Source organism: Pueribacillus theae (genome assembly GCF_003097615.1).
GTDB lineage: Bacteria > Bacillota > Bacilli > Bacillales > UBA6769 > Pueribacillus > Pueribacillus theae.
Genome location: NZ_QCZG01000024.1, coordinates 12,929 through 28,361, shown reverse-complemented (window position 1 = coordinate 28,361; position 15,433 = coordinate 12,929). Strand labels below are relative to the sequence as shown.

The following is a 15,433-nucleotide window of genomic DNA, read 5'->3' as shown; positions in this document are numbered from 1 at the left end:
TGGAGTGAGAGTGTTCAAGAACCGTTATGGCCAATTCAGAGCAGGGTGGGTTATTTTATTCGCTTTTTTTCTAATAAATATCGCACAAGGTATTTTTATGATCCCGGGTTTGCTTTTATCCGGCCTGCTCGAAGCGAATCAATCGGGAGATTCGTTTGATGCGGAGATAGGCATGTCTGCGTTGGATGGGGATCCATGGGTGTTTCTTTTGCTGCAAGGCGGGGGCACTTTGGGTGGAATTGTTATTACTCTCTTACTATGGCGTTATTTAAATAAATTTCCAATCAAAGAATTGGGTTTTAAGGGAACGATGAAAGATTTGTCGTTTGGCTTGCTTCTTGGTGCGGCCTCCATTACGGTCATTTTTATTGTTTTATTGGCAACGGGTAACGTTACGTTAGTGAATTCATTTTCAGACCCTGAGTTTACCGTCTTTACGTTAACGTTTCTCATTTTGTTTATTCTTGTTGGATTTTTCGAAGAGATGTTTTTTAGGGGTTACGTCATGTCGACGATGGCACAGAGGGGAAACAAAAGGTGGCTCATTTATGCCGTATCGGCTTTGTTTTTTAGCCTTGTTCACGGAACGAACCCAAATGTAAGCATTTTTGGGTTAGTCAATATTTTATTAGTTGGCATTTTATTTGCTTATATGTTTGATGCGACAAACAGCCTATGGATGCCCATCGGATACCATATTACGTGGAATTACTTCCAAGGGAATGTGTTTGGCTTTGCGGTTAGCGGTACAGCGCCGTATGGGATTTATAACGTTGATATTTCAAAAGGCAACGAACTGCTGACAGGCGGCTCATTTGGATTAGAAGGAGGGATGCTTGCAACAATTTTTATTTTCCTCGGCTTTATTGCAACGAATCTTTATGTCAAAAGTCAAAAACTAACTCGTTAGAAATGAATCATTTATCCTGCTTGTGGAGGCAAATTGGCTGAATTCGTCTATTTTATTGAATATTCCCATTTGATGGCTTATACTAGTTTATGTATAAATTTGCTGGATTTTGTTGAAATTGGAAAAATTTTAGATTACAATTTTTATAAATATACTATACCTTTACGCCTAGTAGAATCTTCTTAAGAGCAAGGGCTAAAAATAGCATTTATGCGGGAATAAACATCTGTGTTTAGGGAGACTGACGATATGTTTTATAAAAAGGATATCAATCATGTATTTCAACCTGTTTTTAGTCCAAAACAACGGAAAGTAATTGGATACGAAGCTTTGATGAGGCATGATTTTTTTCCGCAGCCAGACGTGATCTTTCAAATTGCCAGGGAATTAGATAAGCTTTATCTATTGGACTCGTTATCCATTCAAAAAGCCATTGAGACATTCAATTTTGGCTATAAGGGGTTTTTATTTTTAAATATTTTTCCTTCAACGTTGCTCACATCGGAGTTTTTGATTTTTTTAGAAGAAATACAAAAATATCAAATCAATCCAAAAAAAATTGTGTTTGAATTAAATGAGACGGTGGAAGAAGAAAATATTTGGAATTTACCTTCTTTAAAAAATCAAATCTCCGTCATGCAGAAATTAGGGTTTCTTATAGCCTTGGATGATGTTGGTGCTGGGGCTGCTTCCTTAAAAAAAATTATTGAAATCCAGCCGGACATGATTAAGCTTGATCGATTTTTCTCGGTTAAATTGGCGGAATCAAATAGTAAACAGGAGCTCCTCACTTTCTTCGTCAACTTCTGTAAAAGCCAAAAATCAATGCTTGTTTTAGAAGGGGTGGAAGAATCGGTTGATTTCGTTACAGCCGAGCGACTGGACATACCATTTGTGCAGGGATATTATATAAGCAAACCTCTTCCTTTTAAACAGGTAAAAAAGAAAATCTTAAGTGAATGAAAAAGAACGCTTGCATCCAAAACATTAGCAGCGTTCTTTTTTATTGAAATACGTGTTCAAAAAGGAGGACAAAAAGAGCCGAGAAGTTCGAGGAAGCGAAGTTCTGAGGAACAGAGCGTATGTTTGAAGGATACGTGAGTACCGCAAGAACGAAGCTGACGAAGAAATTCGACAACTTAAGATGTTCGACTAAAAGCATCACTTCCTGTGATAACGTCGAACTGACTCACATCCTGTGAGCCTCCGGACTTTTTGAACAACCTCTTAAATGATAAAATAAGCGCCGATTGACAGGAGGATTGAAGTTATCCCCATGGCAATAAGCGGTTTTAATGCTTTTGTACGCAAGTCACGAAGACTGACGTTTAGACCTAGGCCAACCATTGCCGCTGTTAAACACCATGTTGTCACATCCGAAACGCCATTCATGAAGCTTTCAGAAACAGGAATCGAATGTCCAAGCACATAACTTCCAAAAATACTTAAAATAATAAAGCCGATTAAGAACCAAGGGAATTCAACTTTCGCAATTGCTTGATCTTCTCCCCGGCTTTTCCATTTTATGAAGTACATAAAGATGAAGCATAGTGGAACAAGCAGAAAGACACGACCTAGCTTTGCCAGTAAACCTATCGCTAATGCATCTTGCCCCCCCGGTGCTGTCGCTAAGGCAACATGTGCAATTTCATGTAAACTAATTCCTGACCAAATTCCATAATCAACAGCCGATAGTGGTAGGATAGGCCTTAGAATGGTGTACGTAATCGCAAATATCGTTCCCATGAGTGCAATAATTCCAACGCCAATGGCGGTATCCTCGTCTTTGGACTTCACGATTGGCGCTATCGCTGCAATTGCTGCTGCACCACAAACTCCTGTGCCGACTCCTAGAAGTAGGGAAATTGATTTATCGGCTTTTAACAATTTTGCCAACCAAATCGTTAGTAAAATAGCAAAGATAATGACACCTGCATCTCGAACGAGTAATCCTAACCCATCATGTAAAACGGTATCAATATTTAACTTGAGACCATATAGGATGATGGCAAATCGTAGTAATCTTTTCGATGAAAACGCAATTCCTGAGCGAATGACCTCAGGATATCCAAAAATTTGCCGATAGAGGACAGCAATAATAATCGCACAAGCTAATTGTCCAACATGGTCAAAACCAGGCACTTTAGCCAATAAGAATCCTAATAGGGCAATAAGAAATGTGAAAGCAACACCACCCAGCCATAAAGCGAATGACGGTGGTAGTTTCTTTGGTTCGGAAGGTTGATTGGGTTGTTCAAGTACTTTTTTGTTTTGCATTGCCATTTCATCACCTCCGTTATTTCATGGCAACCTCAGCATAAAGGATTTTTTATAATAAGAAAAATAAATCATTATGATTATCATTATAAGTAAAGCTGTATAATTGAAGGCAACAATGGCTTTGAAAAGAAAGGCGGGTAAAAATGGATCAACAGTTACAAATCTTTGTCACGGTAGCAGAAAGAAAGAATTTTTCGCGCGCAGCCGAAGAATTACATATGACTCAACCAGCAGTAAGCCAATATATTCAAACATTCGAGCGTGCGATTGGAACGAAATTACTGGAACGCAGCAATAAATATGTACGCTTAAATAAGGCAGGAGAAATCGTCTATCACCATGCAAAAGAAATACTAGGGCTTTATGCAAAAATGCAACGGTTAATTGATGATCTAATGAATAAGGCAAGCGGTTCATTGTCAATCGGAGCCAGTTACACCTTTGGTGAATACGTTCTGCCGCATATTATTGCGAAAATGCATGATAACTATCCACTTATTAATCCAACGATTTCGATAGGGAACACAAAGGAGATTGCTGAACTTGTCCTTGGCCATCAATTAGATGTAGGTATTGTGGAGGGAGAATTCAAAAGCACGAAACTATTATTCGAACCATTTGCGGAAGATTCAATGATCGTCGTCGCTTCACCAAACCATCGCCTCGCTTCAAAAAAAGGTTGGATTAGGGTACCTGATCTAGAGAAAGAAACGTGGATTGTTCGGGAAAATGGCTCTGGGACGAGAGAAGCAACAGAAAAAATGTTCCGTTTGTTTGAATTCGCACCAAAAAAAATAATGGAATTTGGGAGTACACAACTGATTAAAGAATCTGTAGAAGCGGGACTTGGGATTAGCTTGCTATCACATTGGGCGATTCGAAAGGAACTTTCACTAGAGAGTTTACAAAAAGTAGAGATAAAGGGACTTCCTTTCACACGTAAATTTTCTATTGTGACGCAAACTCCATTCCAGACGAAAGCGCTGGAAGTGTTTTTGGAACAAATAAGAAACGCTGAGGTAGGAAAGCATCCTCTTTAAAATCCTACTTATGAATGTGTTAAAATGATCCTATAATTGTTAACGATGAAAGGTTGATTCGTATGGAAAATTCAGTAAAGCTTACTTCTCTATCATCCAAAGGAGGCTGTGGTTGTAAGATTGGACCTACCGATCTTGCACAAGTTTTAAAAACATTGCCTCCTGCAGTTAGTGATCCAAATTTACTCGTCGGACTTGATACGAGTGATGATGCTGGGGTTTATCGTTTGAATGAGTCAACCGCCCTTGTTCAAACCGTCGATTTTTTTACCCCGATAGTGGACAATCCATACGACTTTGGACAAATCGCAGCAGCAAATGCTATCAGTGATGTCTATGCAATGGGCGGGACGCCAATCACTGCGCTTAATATCGTTGCTTTTCCCATTACTACACTAGACAAAAGTATTCTAACCGAAATCCTGCGTGGAGCAGGCGATAAATTGAAAGAAGCGGATGTAACCCTTGTCGGTGGCCATTCCATTGATGATAAGGAACCGAAATTCGGTCTTGCGGTGACTGGTGTTGTCCATCCTGAAAAAGTGCGAACGAATACAGGCGCACAACCTGGTGACAAATTGATTTTAACGAAACCAATTGGAGTAGGTATTTTAACCACTTCCATTAAAAATCATTTACTTTCTGACGATGAAATCACTCGTGTGACGAAGGTTATGACAACACTTAATAAAACAGCTGCCGAAACAATGCAATCTTACCGTGTTCATGCAGCGACTGATGTTACTGGCTTTGGTCTATTAGGTCATGCATTTGAAATGGCAAAAGGAAGCAACGTTGGTTTGAAAATTTTTTACGACCAAGTCCCCATCTTACCAAGAGTCAAAGATTTAGCAGAATCCGGTTCTGTACCTGGCGGAACAAAAAATAATTTTACCCATTTAACCGACGTTGTTACGTATTCTGATACATTGGATCAAATTGACAAATGGATTCTTTGTGATGCCGTTACATCAGGAGGATTGTTAATTTCTGTTGCAAATGACGATACTGAGAATATGCTTTTGGATCTCCAATCCAAAGGGGTAGAAGCCAGGATGATCGGCCAAGTCACTCAGGAAAATCGAGGGAAGATCGTTGTTGAATAGTTCCCAACCTTCAAGATGGGGTGTAAACGATGTTTCAAGATATCTCATTAACCGACTTATTCAATGCCCAAAAAAAAGGATGCCATACGACTGTTGATGTCCGTTCTCCAAAAGAATACGAAGAAACGACCATTCCGGGAAGTATAAATATTCCCGTATTTACGAATGAGGAACGCGCAGAAGTCGGTACACTATACAAACAAAAAGGACAGGACGCTGCCAAGGAACGCGGACTAGAAATTTTCTCTCAGAAGTTACCCGCGTTTATTGAGGCATTTAAACAAATCGATACACCGATCACGGTATTTTGCTGGCGTGGAGGAATGAGAAGTAAAACAGCCGCGACGGTTCTCGATTTAATGGGAATACAAGTAAACAGGTTAAAGGGTGGGATTCGTTCCTACCGCAAATGGGTTGTTCATGTATTGGAACAACAAGAATGTAAGCCTGAGCTTCTCGTTCTAAATGGGTATACGGGTTCAGGAAAAACCGCCATTTTAAAAAAACTGGCTCAGAATCATTATCCTGTGATTGACCTGGAAGGAATGGCGAACCATCGGGGCTCTATTTTTGGACACATCGGACTTGAACCCAGTAACCAAAAGAATTTTGACTCGGAACTTGTACAAGCACTCTTGCGACATCAAGCTCAACCTTATGTCTTTATGGAAGGGGAAAGCAAACGGATTGGCAAAGTAGTTATTCCAGACTTTCTTTACAAAAAAAAGGAAACAAGTAAACAAATTTTTATTCGCCTTCCTATGGAGGAAAGAGTCAAATTGATCTTAAATGACTATCAGCCATGGACGGATCCACAAAAGTTCATTGACGCATTCAGGCGGATTAAAAAACGGATTCATACACCAATCGCCAAACAAATCGAAGAAGATTTGCTAAGCGGCAACTATGCTCATGCGACTGAATTATTATTGGAATACTATTATGATCCGAGATATGAACACTCGACAGATCTCTATCCGGACAACAAGAAAATAATCATAAACGCAAAAAATCTAGACGTAGCTTATGAAAAGATCATTCAAACCATTGAAAAGCCAGTTGTGATGAAACGTTAACCTAGAATGTCAGTATTATCATATACTGGCATTTTTTTATTTTTCCAAGAGAAAACCATTTGACTTGTTTGTTTATACCGTATATACTAACCATATACAGTAAATACAAAATATACAGTTTGGGTGAGGCCATGAATATTATTATTTCAAACACGGTTGATCAGCCAATTTATATGCAAATTAAGAATCAGATTAAAGAACAAATCTTACTCGGCGAATTGAAAGAAAAAGAAGCGCTCCCATCGATTCGCAAACTTGCGAAGGAGCTTCAAATTAGTGTGATTACAACGAAAAAGGCATATGAAGAGCTTGAAAAAGAAGGGTTTATTGAGACGTTTCCGAGTAAAGGTTCGTTTGTCTCGGCACAAAACCAAGAGCTTTTAAAAGAGAAGCAATTAAAAGCGATTGAGGATCAAATGGTGAAAATGATTGAAGATAGCAAAGCATTCAACATGAGCCTAGATGAACTCATCCATATGCTGACATTGCTATATGAGGAGTGAAAGAATTGGAAAATTGCGTTCAAGTACGTAACGTAAGCAAAGATTTCGGGGGATTTTCATTAAAAGATATTAGCTTTGATATTAAACAAGGTTTTATAACCGGCCTTATCGGTCCAAACGGTGCGGGGAAAAGTACAACCATTCGTTGTCTTATGAATTTAATCAATATTGATCATGGAGAAATTCAACTGTTCGGAAAAACACATGAATCTGATACAAAGGAAATCAAGCAGCGCATTGGTTATGTTAGCGACGAAAATTATTATTACGAAGAGTTGTCTATTGAAAAAAACAAACGCATCATTGCACCATTTTACGAGACATGGAATGACGATGCATTTTACCGATACCTCAAAATGTTTAACCTTCCTGCTATGAAACAAGTAAAAAAATTATCAAAAGGGATGAAAATCAAATTTGCGCTTGCCATGGCACTCGCGCACGATCCGGAACTGATTATCATGGATGAACCGACATCTGGACTCGATCCTATTTTCAGAAGAGAATTGCTCGATCTGTTGTTAGAGATTTTGCAGGATGAAAAGAAAGCAGTGTTCTTCTCAACGCATATAACAACCGACCTTGAACAGATTGCCGATTATATTACGTTCATAAATGACGGGAAAATCGTATTTAGTAAAGAGAAGGAAGAAATTATGGAACAGTATGCCATTGTAAAGGGGGCACGAACTTATTTAGCAGACATTCGAAACCAACAGGTCGTTGGATTTAAAGAAACAGACGTCGGTTTTGAATGCTTAATGGTCGATCGAAAGCAAATTCCAAGTGAGTTAAAGCAGTCGCTTGCTATCGAAAAACCAACGCTTGAAGAGATTATGTATTACACCGTAAGGGGGAATAAAGTTGAAGGCTCTCATTCTTAAAGATTTATATACCCAAAAGGTTTACATTTATTTTTTTAGTATGATGTGGTTTGTCATTGTTACGAATTTTTTTACAGATGGCTCCCCCTTTCGCCATGTTCTTCTTCTGACCATTCTAGCTTTTTGGTTAGCGTCTTCTACAAACGCAAATACAAAATCCTTTGAAGGTGAATCGGTTTTAATCAATAGCTTACCGATTACGAGAAGGCAAATCGTTTTAGCGAAATATACATCAGGCCTTATGTGGTTTGCTTTTGCGGCCATTGCTGTACTTGTTTACATTTTTCTCTTCGATACGTTTGCGCCTTTCCCGACTCGAATGATGCACGTAGACGAGTTCATTTTGTCGCTCAGTGGATATTACATTTTGTTGTCTGTTTTTTATCCGATTCTTTTCCAAGCCGGATATCATATTTCATCCATCGTAACTTTCGTTTTTGCCTTCGTTGTTAGTATGGGAATCCGAATTTTTCATAACATGGTGGAAAACCCCGGGTTAACGTTCATGCCTGGAATTGTGGAGACGCTAGAATCGAACGCGACATTGCTCATGTTCGTTTTCATCGCTTTCAGTATCTTCATCACACTAATTTCGTATGGTCTTTCTGTTCGTATTTATGAACGAAAGGATTTTTAAAGGGGTATAAAATGATGTTTTCTAAAAAAGGTTCTTTATTATATGCATCCATTTTTCTTTCTGTTTTATTATCAGGGTGCGGGGGTGGTGAAGCAGTTGATGAAGCAGGTCAATATATTTCAACCGTTGAAGAAATCGATATTCCAGATGATGTAAAAGTAATCGGCTTGGGAGAGGCGACACATGGAAATATCGAATTTCAAGAGTTGAAAAAAGATGTATTTGAAGCATTAATTAAAAATGAAAATGTCCATGTATTTGTCTTGGAAGGTGATTTTGGAGGCGGGCAGCAAATCAATCAATTCATTGTAAATGGAAATGGTACAGCTGAAGAGGCAGTAAAAGCTCTTGATTATAGTATTTATAACACGGAGCAAATGGTTGATCTTGTTCAATGGTTGCATGATTATAACGTTACGGCGGGTGAGGATGAGAAAGTTTACTTTTATGGTAACGATATGCAGCGCTATGACTTCAGTAAAAAGGAAGTCCTTGACTATTATGAAGCCGTGAATCTAGACAATAATAAAAAATATGCAGATCAGCTGAAAAACGTTTCAAATGATACAATGCGAGAATTAACAACAAAGCAGTTGGAAGAAATAAATCATACCGTCGATAACATCCTTTTAGATCTGCAATCAAACGTAGGGACATACGAAGAACAATCTTCTCACGATGCTTTTTCCTTCGCTTTACAACATGCACAAATTATGAAGCAGCGTACGCAGCTATTTTTAAATGAGGAGAACTATACAAAGCTTCGCGATAAATATTTAGCAGATAACTTACAATGGATTGTAGAATTTGAAGCAGAACGTGGTCATGGTAAAGTATTTGTCTCCGGTCATAATGGTCATATTGAAAAAACATCTGCATCGTTAGCTGGCTACAAATCAATGGGGAATTATTTAGATGAGTTATATGGAGCGGAGTATTTCGCCATTGGTACGGACTTAATTAACAGCGAATTTCAGGCCTTAAACCGTGGATCTGATGAAAGACAGATTCATACAATAGAGAATCATAATGATTTAGTTGATGCATTTAGTGAAGTTGAGCCAAATATTTTTTACGTTGGGTTTGAAAAAGCGAGTGAGTCAGAGGAATTATTGAATATGATAAAGAGCGAGCAAAAAATGGTAAATATTGGTGATGACTTCCGTTCCTGGCACAGGTTGTTAAAAATGTTTTACACGATTGAAATGATACCAAAAGAGGCATATGACGGCATTATTATTATAAAGGAAGCAGTACCAACGACTGTAATTGATAAAACAGAAGTACTATAATCCAACTTTTTTATAAAAGTTCCATCTGTTACTCAAAATTTTAGAATCTATTTTGATCAATCTTTTTTCAAAATGGATTCTTTTTGTTTCTAATTTGTAAAAAACGTGTATATAAAACCAAGAAGCCCATTTTCTCGCAAAGGAAGTGTTCATCTTGGCTATGACGGAAAAAGAGAAGGAAATCCTATTTATTATCGAAAAACTAAAGGAAGAAAAATACGACGAAATCAATGATTTATTAAAAGGGAAACGTCCCTACGACATGGCTGAGGTCTTTCAAAAAATACCTGAACGCCATCGGGCGGCTATGCTGCACCATCTCGAGCCCGCGGCTTTGGCAAGCATGATGCAAAAGCTGAAACATATCCACCAATTTGAGCTTCTGAGCAAAATCGGAAAAGAGAAAGCATCGAAAGTTTTGGCGCTCCTTGATACAAGCATCATTTCCAGCCTTCTAAGGCATTATCCCAAAGCGGATATCGAGTTTTTTTTCAAGAAGATGGAAGAGAACAATGCCGAATATATTAAGAAAATGATGGAGTACCCGGATGATTCGGCGGGAAGCCTCATGACAAACCGGTACATTGCCTTGGACAAAGAATTGACTGTTAAAGAAGCAGTGGAAAAAATTAGAGCGCTCGCTCTTTTCTCTGAAAGCGTCGAGCATGTATATGTCGTGAATGAATCCGGCGAATTTGAAGGGACGATTCCTTATAAAGACCTGGTTTTGGCAAATCCGGAAGATTGCATAAAAGACATTATGCTAAAGAATGCTCTGTGTATTAACGCTAATACAAAAAGAGCAGAAATTACCCGATTGTTAAGACGGGATGATTTTACGGCCCTGCCGGTTGTTGACGATGACCATAAACTTGTTGGAGTCATTACGTTTGATGACATGCTCCATCTTACCATTGAGGAAGCCAAAGATGATTACGGGAAATTTGCTACGGCTAGTAAAGAAATCGATTTTGGAACGAAGCCTTTTCGTGCGGCGATTCGCAGAATTCCTTGGCTTATCGCTCTTTTATTGATTGGGCTAGTCTCCGGAAGCATCATCGCCCATTTTGAAGCAACATTGGATAAAGTTGTCGCACTCGCTTTTTTTATGCCTTTAATCGCCGGAATGACAGGGAATACAGGCACACAGTCATTGGCTATTGTCGTGCGTGGCCTTTCTGAGGGCGATGAGATGAACTTGAAAACAATCATTAAATTAATCTTTCGAGAATTTAGGGTTAGTCTCATTATTGGGTTAACGTGCGGCTTTCTCATTTTTCTTATCGCATTCATCTGGCAAGGGAATCTTTATTTAGGTTTTGTCGTTGGCTCATCACTCCTTATGACGCTGATTCTAGGTACACTCGCAGGAACCATCATTCCGATTATTTTATATAAAATAAAGCTCGATCCGGCGGTAGCTTCTGGTCCTCTTATTACGACAGTCAATGATATTTTCTCGTTAGTCGTCTATTTTTCAATTGCTACCATGTTTCTATCAAAATTAATGTAACTTTGAAAAGTTACAAAATATGACAAATCCATTTCAAAGTTTACAAATCTTCCTAGTATGTTTTTGGTTAAGATTAACCGGGTAAATAAAGTACTGTAAGCCACGAAACTAATTTAAAGGAGGAATTAAAGATGGCAAAAGATAAGAATAATAACGACGGAAAAATGAGTGTTGAAGAAGCTGGACGCATGGGTGGAGAAGAAACAGCCCGTACACATGATAAAGAATTCTATCAGGAAATTGGCCGTAAAGGCGGCGAAGCCACAGCAGAAAGCCACGATAGAGAATTTTATGAGAAAATTGGCCACAAAGGCGGCGAAGCGACCGCTGAAAATCATGACAGAGATTTCTATGAAAAAATCGGTCGCAAAGGCGGCGAAGCCACCTCTGAAAACCATGACAGAGATTTCTATGAAGAAATAGGAGAAAAAGGCGGAAACGCCCGCGCGAAACAACGCGACGACGACTAGTAAAGTAATCGATGCAACGTGAGGATACGGTTCGTTCCGTATCCTTTTTCTGTGTCTAAATTATTTTTGTTGCTAAATAAAAAATTTAAAATCTATAAAATATATATTGACAATAAGAATACTAGGAATTAAGATAGGTGTTAATCACTTATCAAAAAACTTATCAAGAGTGACTGAGGGACAGGCCCAATGACGTCCGGCAACCTCCAGAAATGGAAAGGTGCTACTTCCTGCAGAATGGTTCCATTCTGAAAGATAAGACATATCGTACTGTTTTAGTTACGCGAGTCTCTTTCAGAAATGGAAGGGATTTTTTTATTTTTCATAGAGTTTAGGGGGGTTATCTTTGATAGAAGTTCGAAATCTTGTTAAAGAATACAAAACAAAAAAAGGAAAAACAATAGGTGTCAACAATGTTTCCTTGAAAGTAAAGGAAGGTGAGATATTCGGAATTGTGGGATACAGCGGTGCGGGAAAAAGCTCTCTTTTACGGTGCTTAAATTTACTTGAAAAGCCGACAAGTGGGGAAGTTCTCGTTGATGGTGTGAATTTGACGACCCTAAACAGTAGCGAACTTCGTAAAGCCCGTTTGAAAATCGGAATGATTTTCCAGCACTTCTATTTAATTAGTTCAAAAACTGTCTATGAAAACGTAGCATTTGCACTTAAGGCTGCCGGCGTTCCAAAAAAAAAGTTTAACGAGCGTGTCACTGAATTGCTTGAACTTGTTGGCTTAGGGGATCGGGCCTCGCACTACCCAGCACAATTAAGCGGAGGACAAAAGCAGCGTGTCGGCATTGCAAGAGCGCTTGCAAACAATCCAAAAGTCCTTCTTTGTGATGAAGCGACATCTGCTTTAGATCCTAGCACGACAAAATCGATTTTATGTTTGCTTAAATCGATTAATAAAAAACTTGGGATTACGATCGTTGTCATTACGCACGAAATGGAGGTTGTGAAGGAGATTTGTGACCGGATGGCGGTGATGCAAGACGGCCGGGTGATTGAAGAAGGGCTGGTATATGATCTTTTTTCCAATCCTAAGCAGCCGCTCACGAAAGATTTTATCGAAACTGTTTTGCAATTACAGTTGCCTGAGCGACTAAGCCAAAATCGAAAAGGAACATTAATCAAAATTCAATTTAAAGGTGTCTCAGCCGAAGAAGCGTTAATCTCAGATGTGTTTAAAAAGTTTAACGTGAAGGGGAATATTCTTCACGGGAAAATTGAATACATTAAAGACAATCCGTTAGGCATTTTTATTATGGAAGTAACAGGAGATAAGCAAGAGGTTAATCAAGCGATTGACTATATAACAAAACATACAGAAAGTTTGGAGGTGATCGCAGATGCTGCTTGATTCACTTATACAGCTTATCCCAGAAATTAATACTGCATTTTTGCAGACGATTTACATGGTTGCGATTGCGTTGTGTATCGCTATCATTTTTGGTTTGCCTCTTGGTATTTTGCTATATGTAACGGATAAAGATTTATTTTTAGAAAACAAAATTGTGAAATCGATTGTTGGTACTGTTGTGAACTTAATTCGTTCCGTCCCTTTTATTATTTTACTCGTTGCCTTAATTCCGTTCACACAAAAAATTGTCGGTACAACGATTGGACCGACTGCAGCAGCTGTGCCGCTGTCTGTCGCTGCGATTCCTTTTTTCGCTAGAATCGTAGAGTCATCAATAAGAGAAATTGATAAGGGGGTAATTGAAGCTGCGATTGCGGCTGGCGCCACACCATGGATGATTATTAAAGAAGTGCTTTTACCTGAAGCGCGTCCAGGCCTCGTGAGCGGCATTACAATTACGACGATTAGCTTGATTGGCTATTCTGCGATGGCCGGCATTGTAGGCGGAGGCGGCATTGGCGACTTGGCGATTCGGTTCGGTTATTACCGCTATGACAATGTGATTATGTTCACTACAATCATAATCCTCGTCGTTCTCGTTCAAGTGATTCAGATTGCAGGAGACAGAGTTTCACGTCTCATTGATAAGAGGTAAAGGATGCGAAATAGGAAATATCCTATTAAACATAAAAAAGAAAAATAGTTGGGGAGAGAAAACGATGAAAAAAGTATTTAGTGTTTTAACCGTAATTTTACTGGTAGGCTTGCTAGCAGCATGTGGCGGTACAAAAGATGCAGGTTCTGATGGAAAAAAAGCTGAGGACAGTAAGACAGAGAAAACTGAACTAAAATTCGGTGCGACAGCGGGTCCTTACAGCGATATGATCTCAAAAGCAATCAAGCCTTTGCTTGAAGAAAAAGGCTACAAGATTGAAGTTGTAGAGTTTAGCGATTACGTCCAGCCGAATATCGCATTAGATAACGGTTCCCTTGATGTTAACATGTTTCAGCACAAAATTTATTTAGATAATTTTGTGAAAGAACATAATCTTGAGTTATCTGATCTCATTACAATCCCTACGGTGCCAATTGGCCTTTATTCTAATAAAATCAAAAGCATTGAGGAAATACAAGATGGCAGCACGATCGCGATTCCAAATGACCCTACGAATTTAGCAAGAGCGCTATTAATGCTTCAAGATGCAGATTTAATTACGATTAGTGATCACGTTGAACCATTGAAGGCTTCTGAAAAAGATGTAAAAGATAACCCGAAAAACATAAAATTTCAGCCAGTGGAAGCAGCCCAACTGCCGCGAACTCTTGAAAGTGTTGACTTGGCGGCGATTAATGGAAACTTCGCTTTAGCAGCAAAAATGAATTTACTTGATGCACTTGTCCTTGAAAATATCGTTCCTGAATATCAAAATCTCATTGCAGTAAGAACAGCTGATCTGGATGCTCAATTTACAAAGGATATTAAAGAAGTCGTTGAATCACCAGAATTCGAAGAAATTATTGATAAAGATTTCCAAGGGTATAGCAAGCCTGATTGGATGAAGTAAGTTTTAAGGCCTGAACAGCTTAATTGTTCAGGTCTTTTCTTGCAAGTTAAGAAAGTATAAATTTGCAGCAAAGTAGAAAAGTCGACGCAGCAGCAAATTTTAAGTCCAAAGTATCAGGGCAACTACGCCTCTGTCTTCGCCTTTTAAGGCTTGCCAATCGGCGAGTTTTCTTTATGAAAAAGTTTAACTTCATTCAGCAGAAGTCCCTCACTTCTGTAAATGGTGAAAGTAATCTAGTTTGTTGCTTGACATCCAGATATAAGACATGCAATAATTGTCTCGAAATCAAGATACATTAACAAAAAGGTTTGATTCTGATGGATAACAAGGAAACAGCAACAAAAGATGAACTGTCGCTAAAATTGTTTGTCGTGTTGTCGCGCGCATACCGGGAAATTACTGACCGTGTAACGGAAGATATAAAAAGCCACGGTTTGAACCCTACTGAATTTGCTGTACTTGAGCTTTTGTATCATAAAGGCGATCAAGCGATACAACAAATCGGAAAAAAAGTTTTGCTTGCAAGCGGAAGTATTACATACGTCGTTGATAAGCTGGAAGCAAAAGGACTTTTGATGAGAAAGCCGTGCCCGAAAGACAGGCGTGTCACGTTTGCTGTCATAACAGAAAAAGGAAAAGAATTAATCGCCGGCATTTTTCCAGCCCATAAAAAAGCGATATCTAACATCTTCGGAGGGCTGGATGACAGTGAGAAAGAGCGTATGATTACGATGTTGAAAAAGCTCGGCTTTCACGCGCAGGAAATGAAGTAATTTTTTTAATAAAATATCTCGAAT

At 38.8% G+C, this 15,433-nt stretch carries 16 protein-coding genes and 1 riboswitch; of the genes, 15 read left to right on the top strand and 1 reads right to left on the bottom strand.

The window, feature by feature from the left end; all coding sequences use genetic code 11:
* Window positions 1-10 precede the first annotated feature (10 nt).
* Both DCC39_RS11805 and DCC39_RS11800 read left to right on the top strand, forming a co-directional pair.
* Complete coding sequence (locus DCC39_RS11805) at window positions 11-910, top strand: CPBP family intramembrane glutamic endopeptidase (protein WP_240613625.1); 900 nt, start codon at window positions 11-13, stop codon at window positions 908-910.
* A gap of 249 nt (window positions 911-1,159) precedes the next feature.
* Entirely contained in the window at window positions 1,160-1,873 is a 714-nt protein-coding gene (locus DCC39_RS11800) for an EAL domain-containing protein (protein WP_116555106.1), read from the top strand.
* Window positions 1,874-2,137: 264 nt separating this feature from the next.
* On the opposite strand, the gene DCC39_RS11795 is transcribed toward DCC39_RS11800, so the two are convergent.
* Window positions 2,138-3,187: a YeiH family protein gene (locus DCC39_RS11795; protein ID WP_116555133.1), complete on the bottom strand. Its 1,050-nt coding sequence runs from the start codon at window positions 3,185-3,187 to the stop codon at window positions 2,138-2,140.
* Between the two features lie 146 nt (window positions 3,188-3,333).
* Between DCC39_RS11795 and DCC39_RS11790 the strand changes: the two genes are divergently transcribed.
* The 13 genes from DCC39_RS11790 (at window position 3,334) to DCC39_RS11730 (ending at window position 15,409) form a co-directional block, all read left to right on the top strand.
* Window positions 3,334-4,230 (top strand): LysR family transcriptional regulator, encoded by an 897-nt coding sequence (locus tag DCC39_RS11790; protein WP_116555105.1) that lies wholly within the window; start codon window positions 3,334-3,336, stop codon window positions 4,228-4,230.
* A gap of 62 nt (window positions 4,231-4,292) precedes the next feature.
* Window positions 4,293-5,336 carry a selenide, water dikinase SelD gene (gene selD, locus DCC39_RS11785; protein ID WP_205948502.1) on the top strand — a complete coding sequence of 348 codons (1,044 nt, stop codon included), beginning with the start codon at window positions 4,293-4,295 and terminating at the stop codon, window positions 5,334-5,336.
* A gap of 29 nt (window positions 5,337-5,365) precedes the next feature.
* Entirely contained in the window at window positions 5,366-6,412 is a 1,047-nt protein-coding gene (gene mnmH, locus DCC39_RS11780; protein ID WP_116555104.1) for a tRNA 2-selenouridine(34) synthase MnmH, read from the top strand.
* A gap of 131 nt (window positions 6,413-6,543) precedes the next feature.
* The gene (locus DCC39_RS11775) at window positions 6,544-6,915 is read left to right on the top strand and encodes a GntR family transcriptional regulator (RefSeq protein WP_116555103.1); all 372 of its coding nucleotides are present in this window, start codon (window positions 6,544-6,546) and stop codon (window positions 6,913-6,915) included.
* Window positions 6,916-6,920: 5 nt separating this feature from the next.
* Entirely contained in the window at window positions 6,921-7,799 is an 879-nt protein-coding gene (locus DCC39_RS11770) for an ABC transporter ATP-binding protein (protein ID WP_116555102.1), read from the top strand.
* On the top strand, window positions 7,780-8,436 hold the full coding sequence (locus DCC39_RS11765) for an ABC-2 transporter permease (protein ID WP_165820850.1): 657 nt from the start codon (window positions 7,780-7,782) through the stop codon (window positions 8,434-8,436). Before DCC39_RS11770 ends, DCC39_RS11765 begins: the two co-directional genes overlap by 20 nt.
* 14 nt (window positions 8,437-8,450) lie before the next feature.
* Entirely contained in the window at window positions 8,451-9,728 is a 1,278-nt protein-coding gene (locus DCC39_RS11760; protein WP_240613624.1) for an erythromycin esterase family protein, read from the top strand.
* 160 nt (window positions 9,729-9,888) lie between these two features.
* Window positions 9,889-11,241, top strand: a complete 1,353-nt coding sequence (gene mgtE, locus DCC39_RS11755) for a magnesium transporter (RefSeq protein ID WP_165820854.1) — start codon at window positions 9,889-9,891, stop codon at window positions 11,239-11,241.
* A 131-nt stretch (window positions 11,242-11,372) separates the two neighbouring features.
* A complete protein-coding gene (locus tag DCC39_RS11750) occupies window positions 11,373-11,711 on the top strand; it encodes a KGG domain-containing protein (protein WP_116555098.1) in 339 nt (112 codons plus the stop codon).
* Window positions 11,712-11,868: 157 nt separating this feature from the next.
* Window positions 11,869-11,973, top strand: a riboswitch (SAM riboswitch).
* Window positions 11,974-12,057: 84 nt separating this feature from the next.
* On the top strand, window positions 12,058-13,071 hold the full coding sequence (locus tag DCC39_RS11745; RefSeq protein ID WP_116555097.1) for a methionine ABC transporter ATP-binding protein: 1,014 nt from the start codon (window positions 12,058-12,060) through the stop codon (window positions 13,069-13,071).
* Window positions 13,061-13,726, top strand: coding sequence for a methionine ABC transporter permease (locus DCC39_RS11740; RefSeq protein WP_116555096.1), 666 nt, complete (start codon window positions 13,061-13,063; stop codon window positions 13,724-13,726). Before DCC39_RS11745 ends, DCC39_RS11740 begins: the two co-directional genes overlap by 11 nt.
* A gap of 64 nt (window positions 13,727-13,790) precedes the next feature.
* The gene (locus DCC39_RS11735; RefSeq protein WP_116555095.1) at window positions 13,791-14,636 is read left to right on the top strand and encodes a MetQ/NlpA family ABC transporter substrate-binding protein; all 846 of its coding nucleotides are present in this window, start codon (window positions 13,791-13,793) and stop codon (window positions 14,634-14,636) included.
* 317 nt (window positions 14,637-14,953) lie between these two features.
* Entirely contained in the window at window positions 14,954-15,409 is a 456-nt protein-coding gene (locus DCC39_RS11730; RefSeq protein WP_116555094.1) for a MarR family winged helix-turn-helix transcriptional regulator, read from the top strand.
* Window positions 15,410-15,433 lie beyond the last annotated feature (24 nt).

Excerpts from the sequence above, each read along its gene's own strand:
- mnmH (WP_116555104.1), top strand. The coding sequence starts at position 5,366 with ATGTTTCAAGATATCTCATTAACCGACTTATTCAATGCCCAAAAAAAA.
- selD (WP_205948502.1), top strand. The coding sequence starts at position 4,293 with ATGGAAAATTCAGTAAAGCTTACTTCTCTATCATCCAAAGGAGGCTGT.
- DCC39_RS11750 (WP_116555098.1), top strand. The coding sequence starts at position 11,373 with ATGGCAAAAGATAAGAATAATAACGACGGAAAAATGAGTGTTGAAGAA.
- mgtE (WP_165820854.1), top strand. The coding sequence starts at position 9,889 with ATGACGGAAAAAGAGAAGGAAATCCTATTTATTATCGAAAAACTAAAG.
- DCC39_RS11800 (WP_116555106.1), top strand. The coding sequence starts at position 1,160 with ATGTTTTATAAAAAGGATATCAATCATGTATTTCAACCTGTTTTTAGT.
- DCC39_RS11760 (WP_240613624.1), top strand. The coding sequence starts at position 8,451 with ATGTTTTCTAAAAAAGGTTCTTTATTATATGCATCCATTTTTCTTTCT.
- DCC39_RS11795 (WP_116555133.1), bottom strand. The coding sequence starts at position 3,187 with ATGCAAAACAAAAAAGTACTTGAACAACCCAATCAACCTTCCGAACCA.
- DCC39_RS11775 (WP_116555103.1), top strand. The coding sequence starts at position 6,544 with ATGAATATTATTATTTCAAACACGGTTGATCAGCCAATTTATATGCAA.
- DCC39_RS11735 (WP_116555095.1), top strand. The coding sequence starts at position 13,791 with ATGAAAAAAGTATTTAGTGTTTTAACCGTAATTTTACTGGTAGGCTTG.
- DCC39_RS11790 (WP_116555105.1), top strand. The coding sequence starts at position 3,334 with ATGGATCAACAGTTACAAATCTTTGTCACGGTAGCAGAAAGAAAGAAT.
- DCC39_RS11730 (WP_116555094.1), top strand. The coding sequence starts at position 14,954 with ATGGATAACAAGGAAACAGCAACAAAAGATGAACTGTCGCTAAAATTG.
- DCC39_RS11740 (WP_116555096.1), top strand. The coding sequence starts at position 13,061 with ATGCTGCTTGATTCACTTATACAGCTTATCCCAGAAATTAATACTGCA.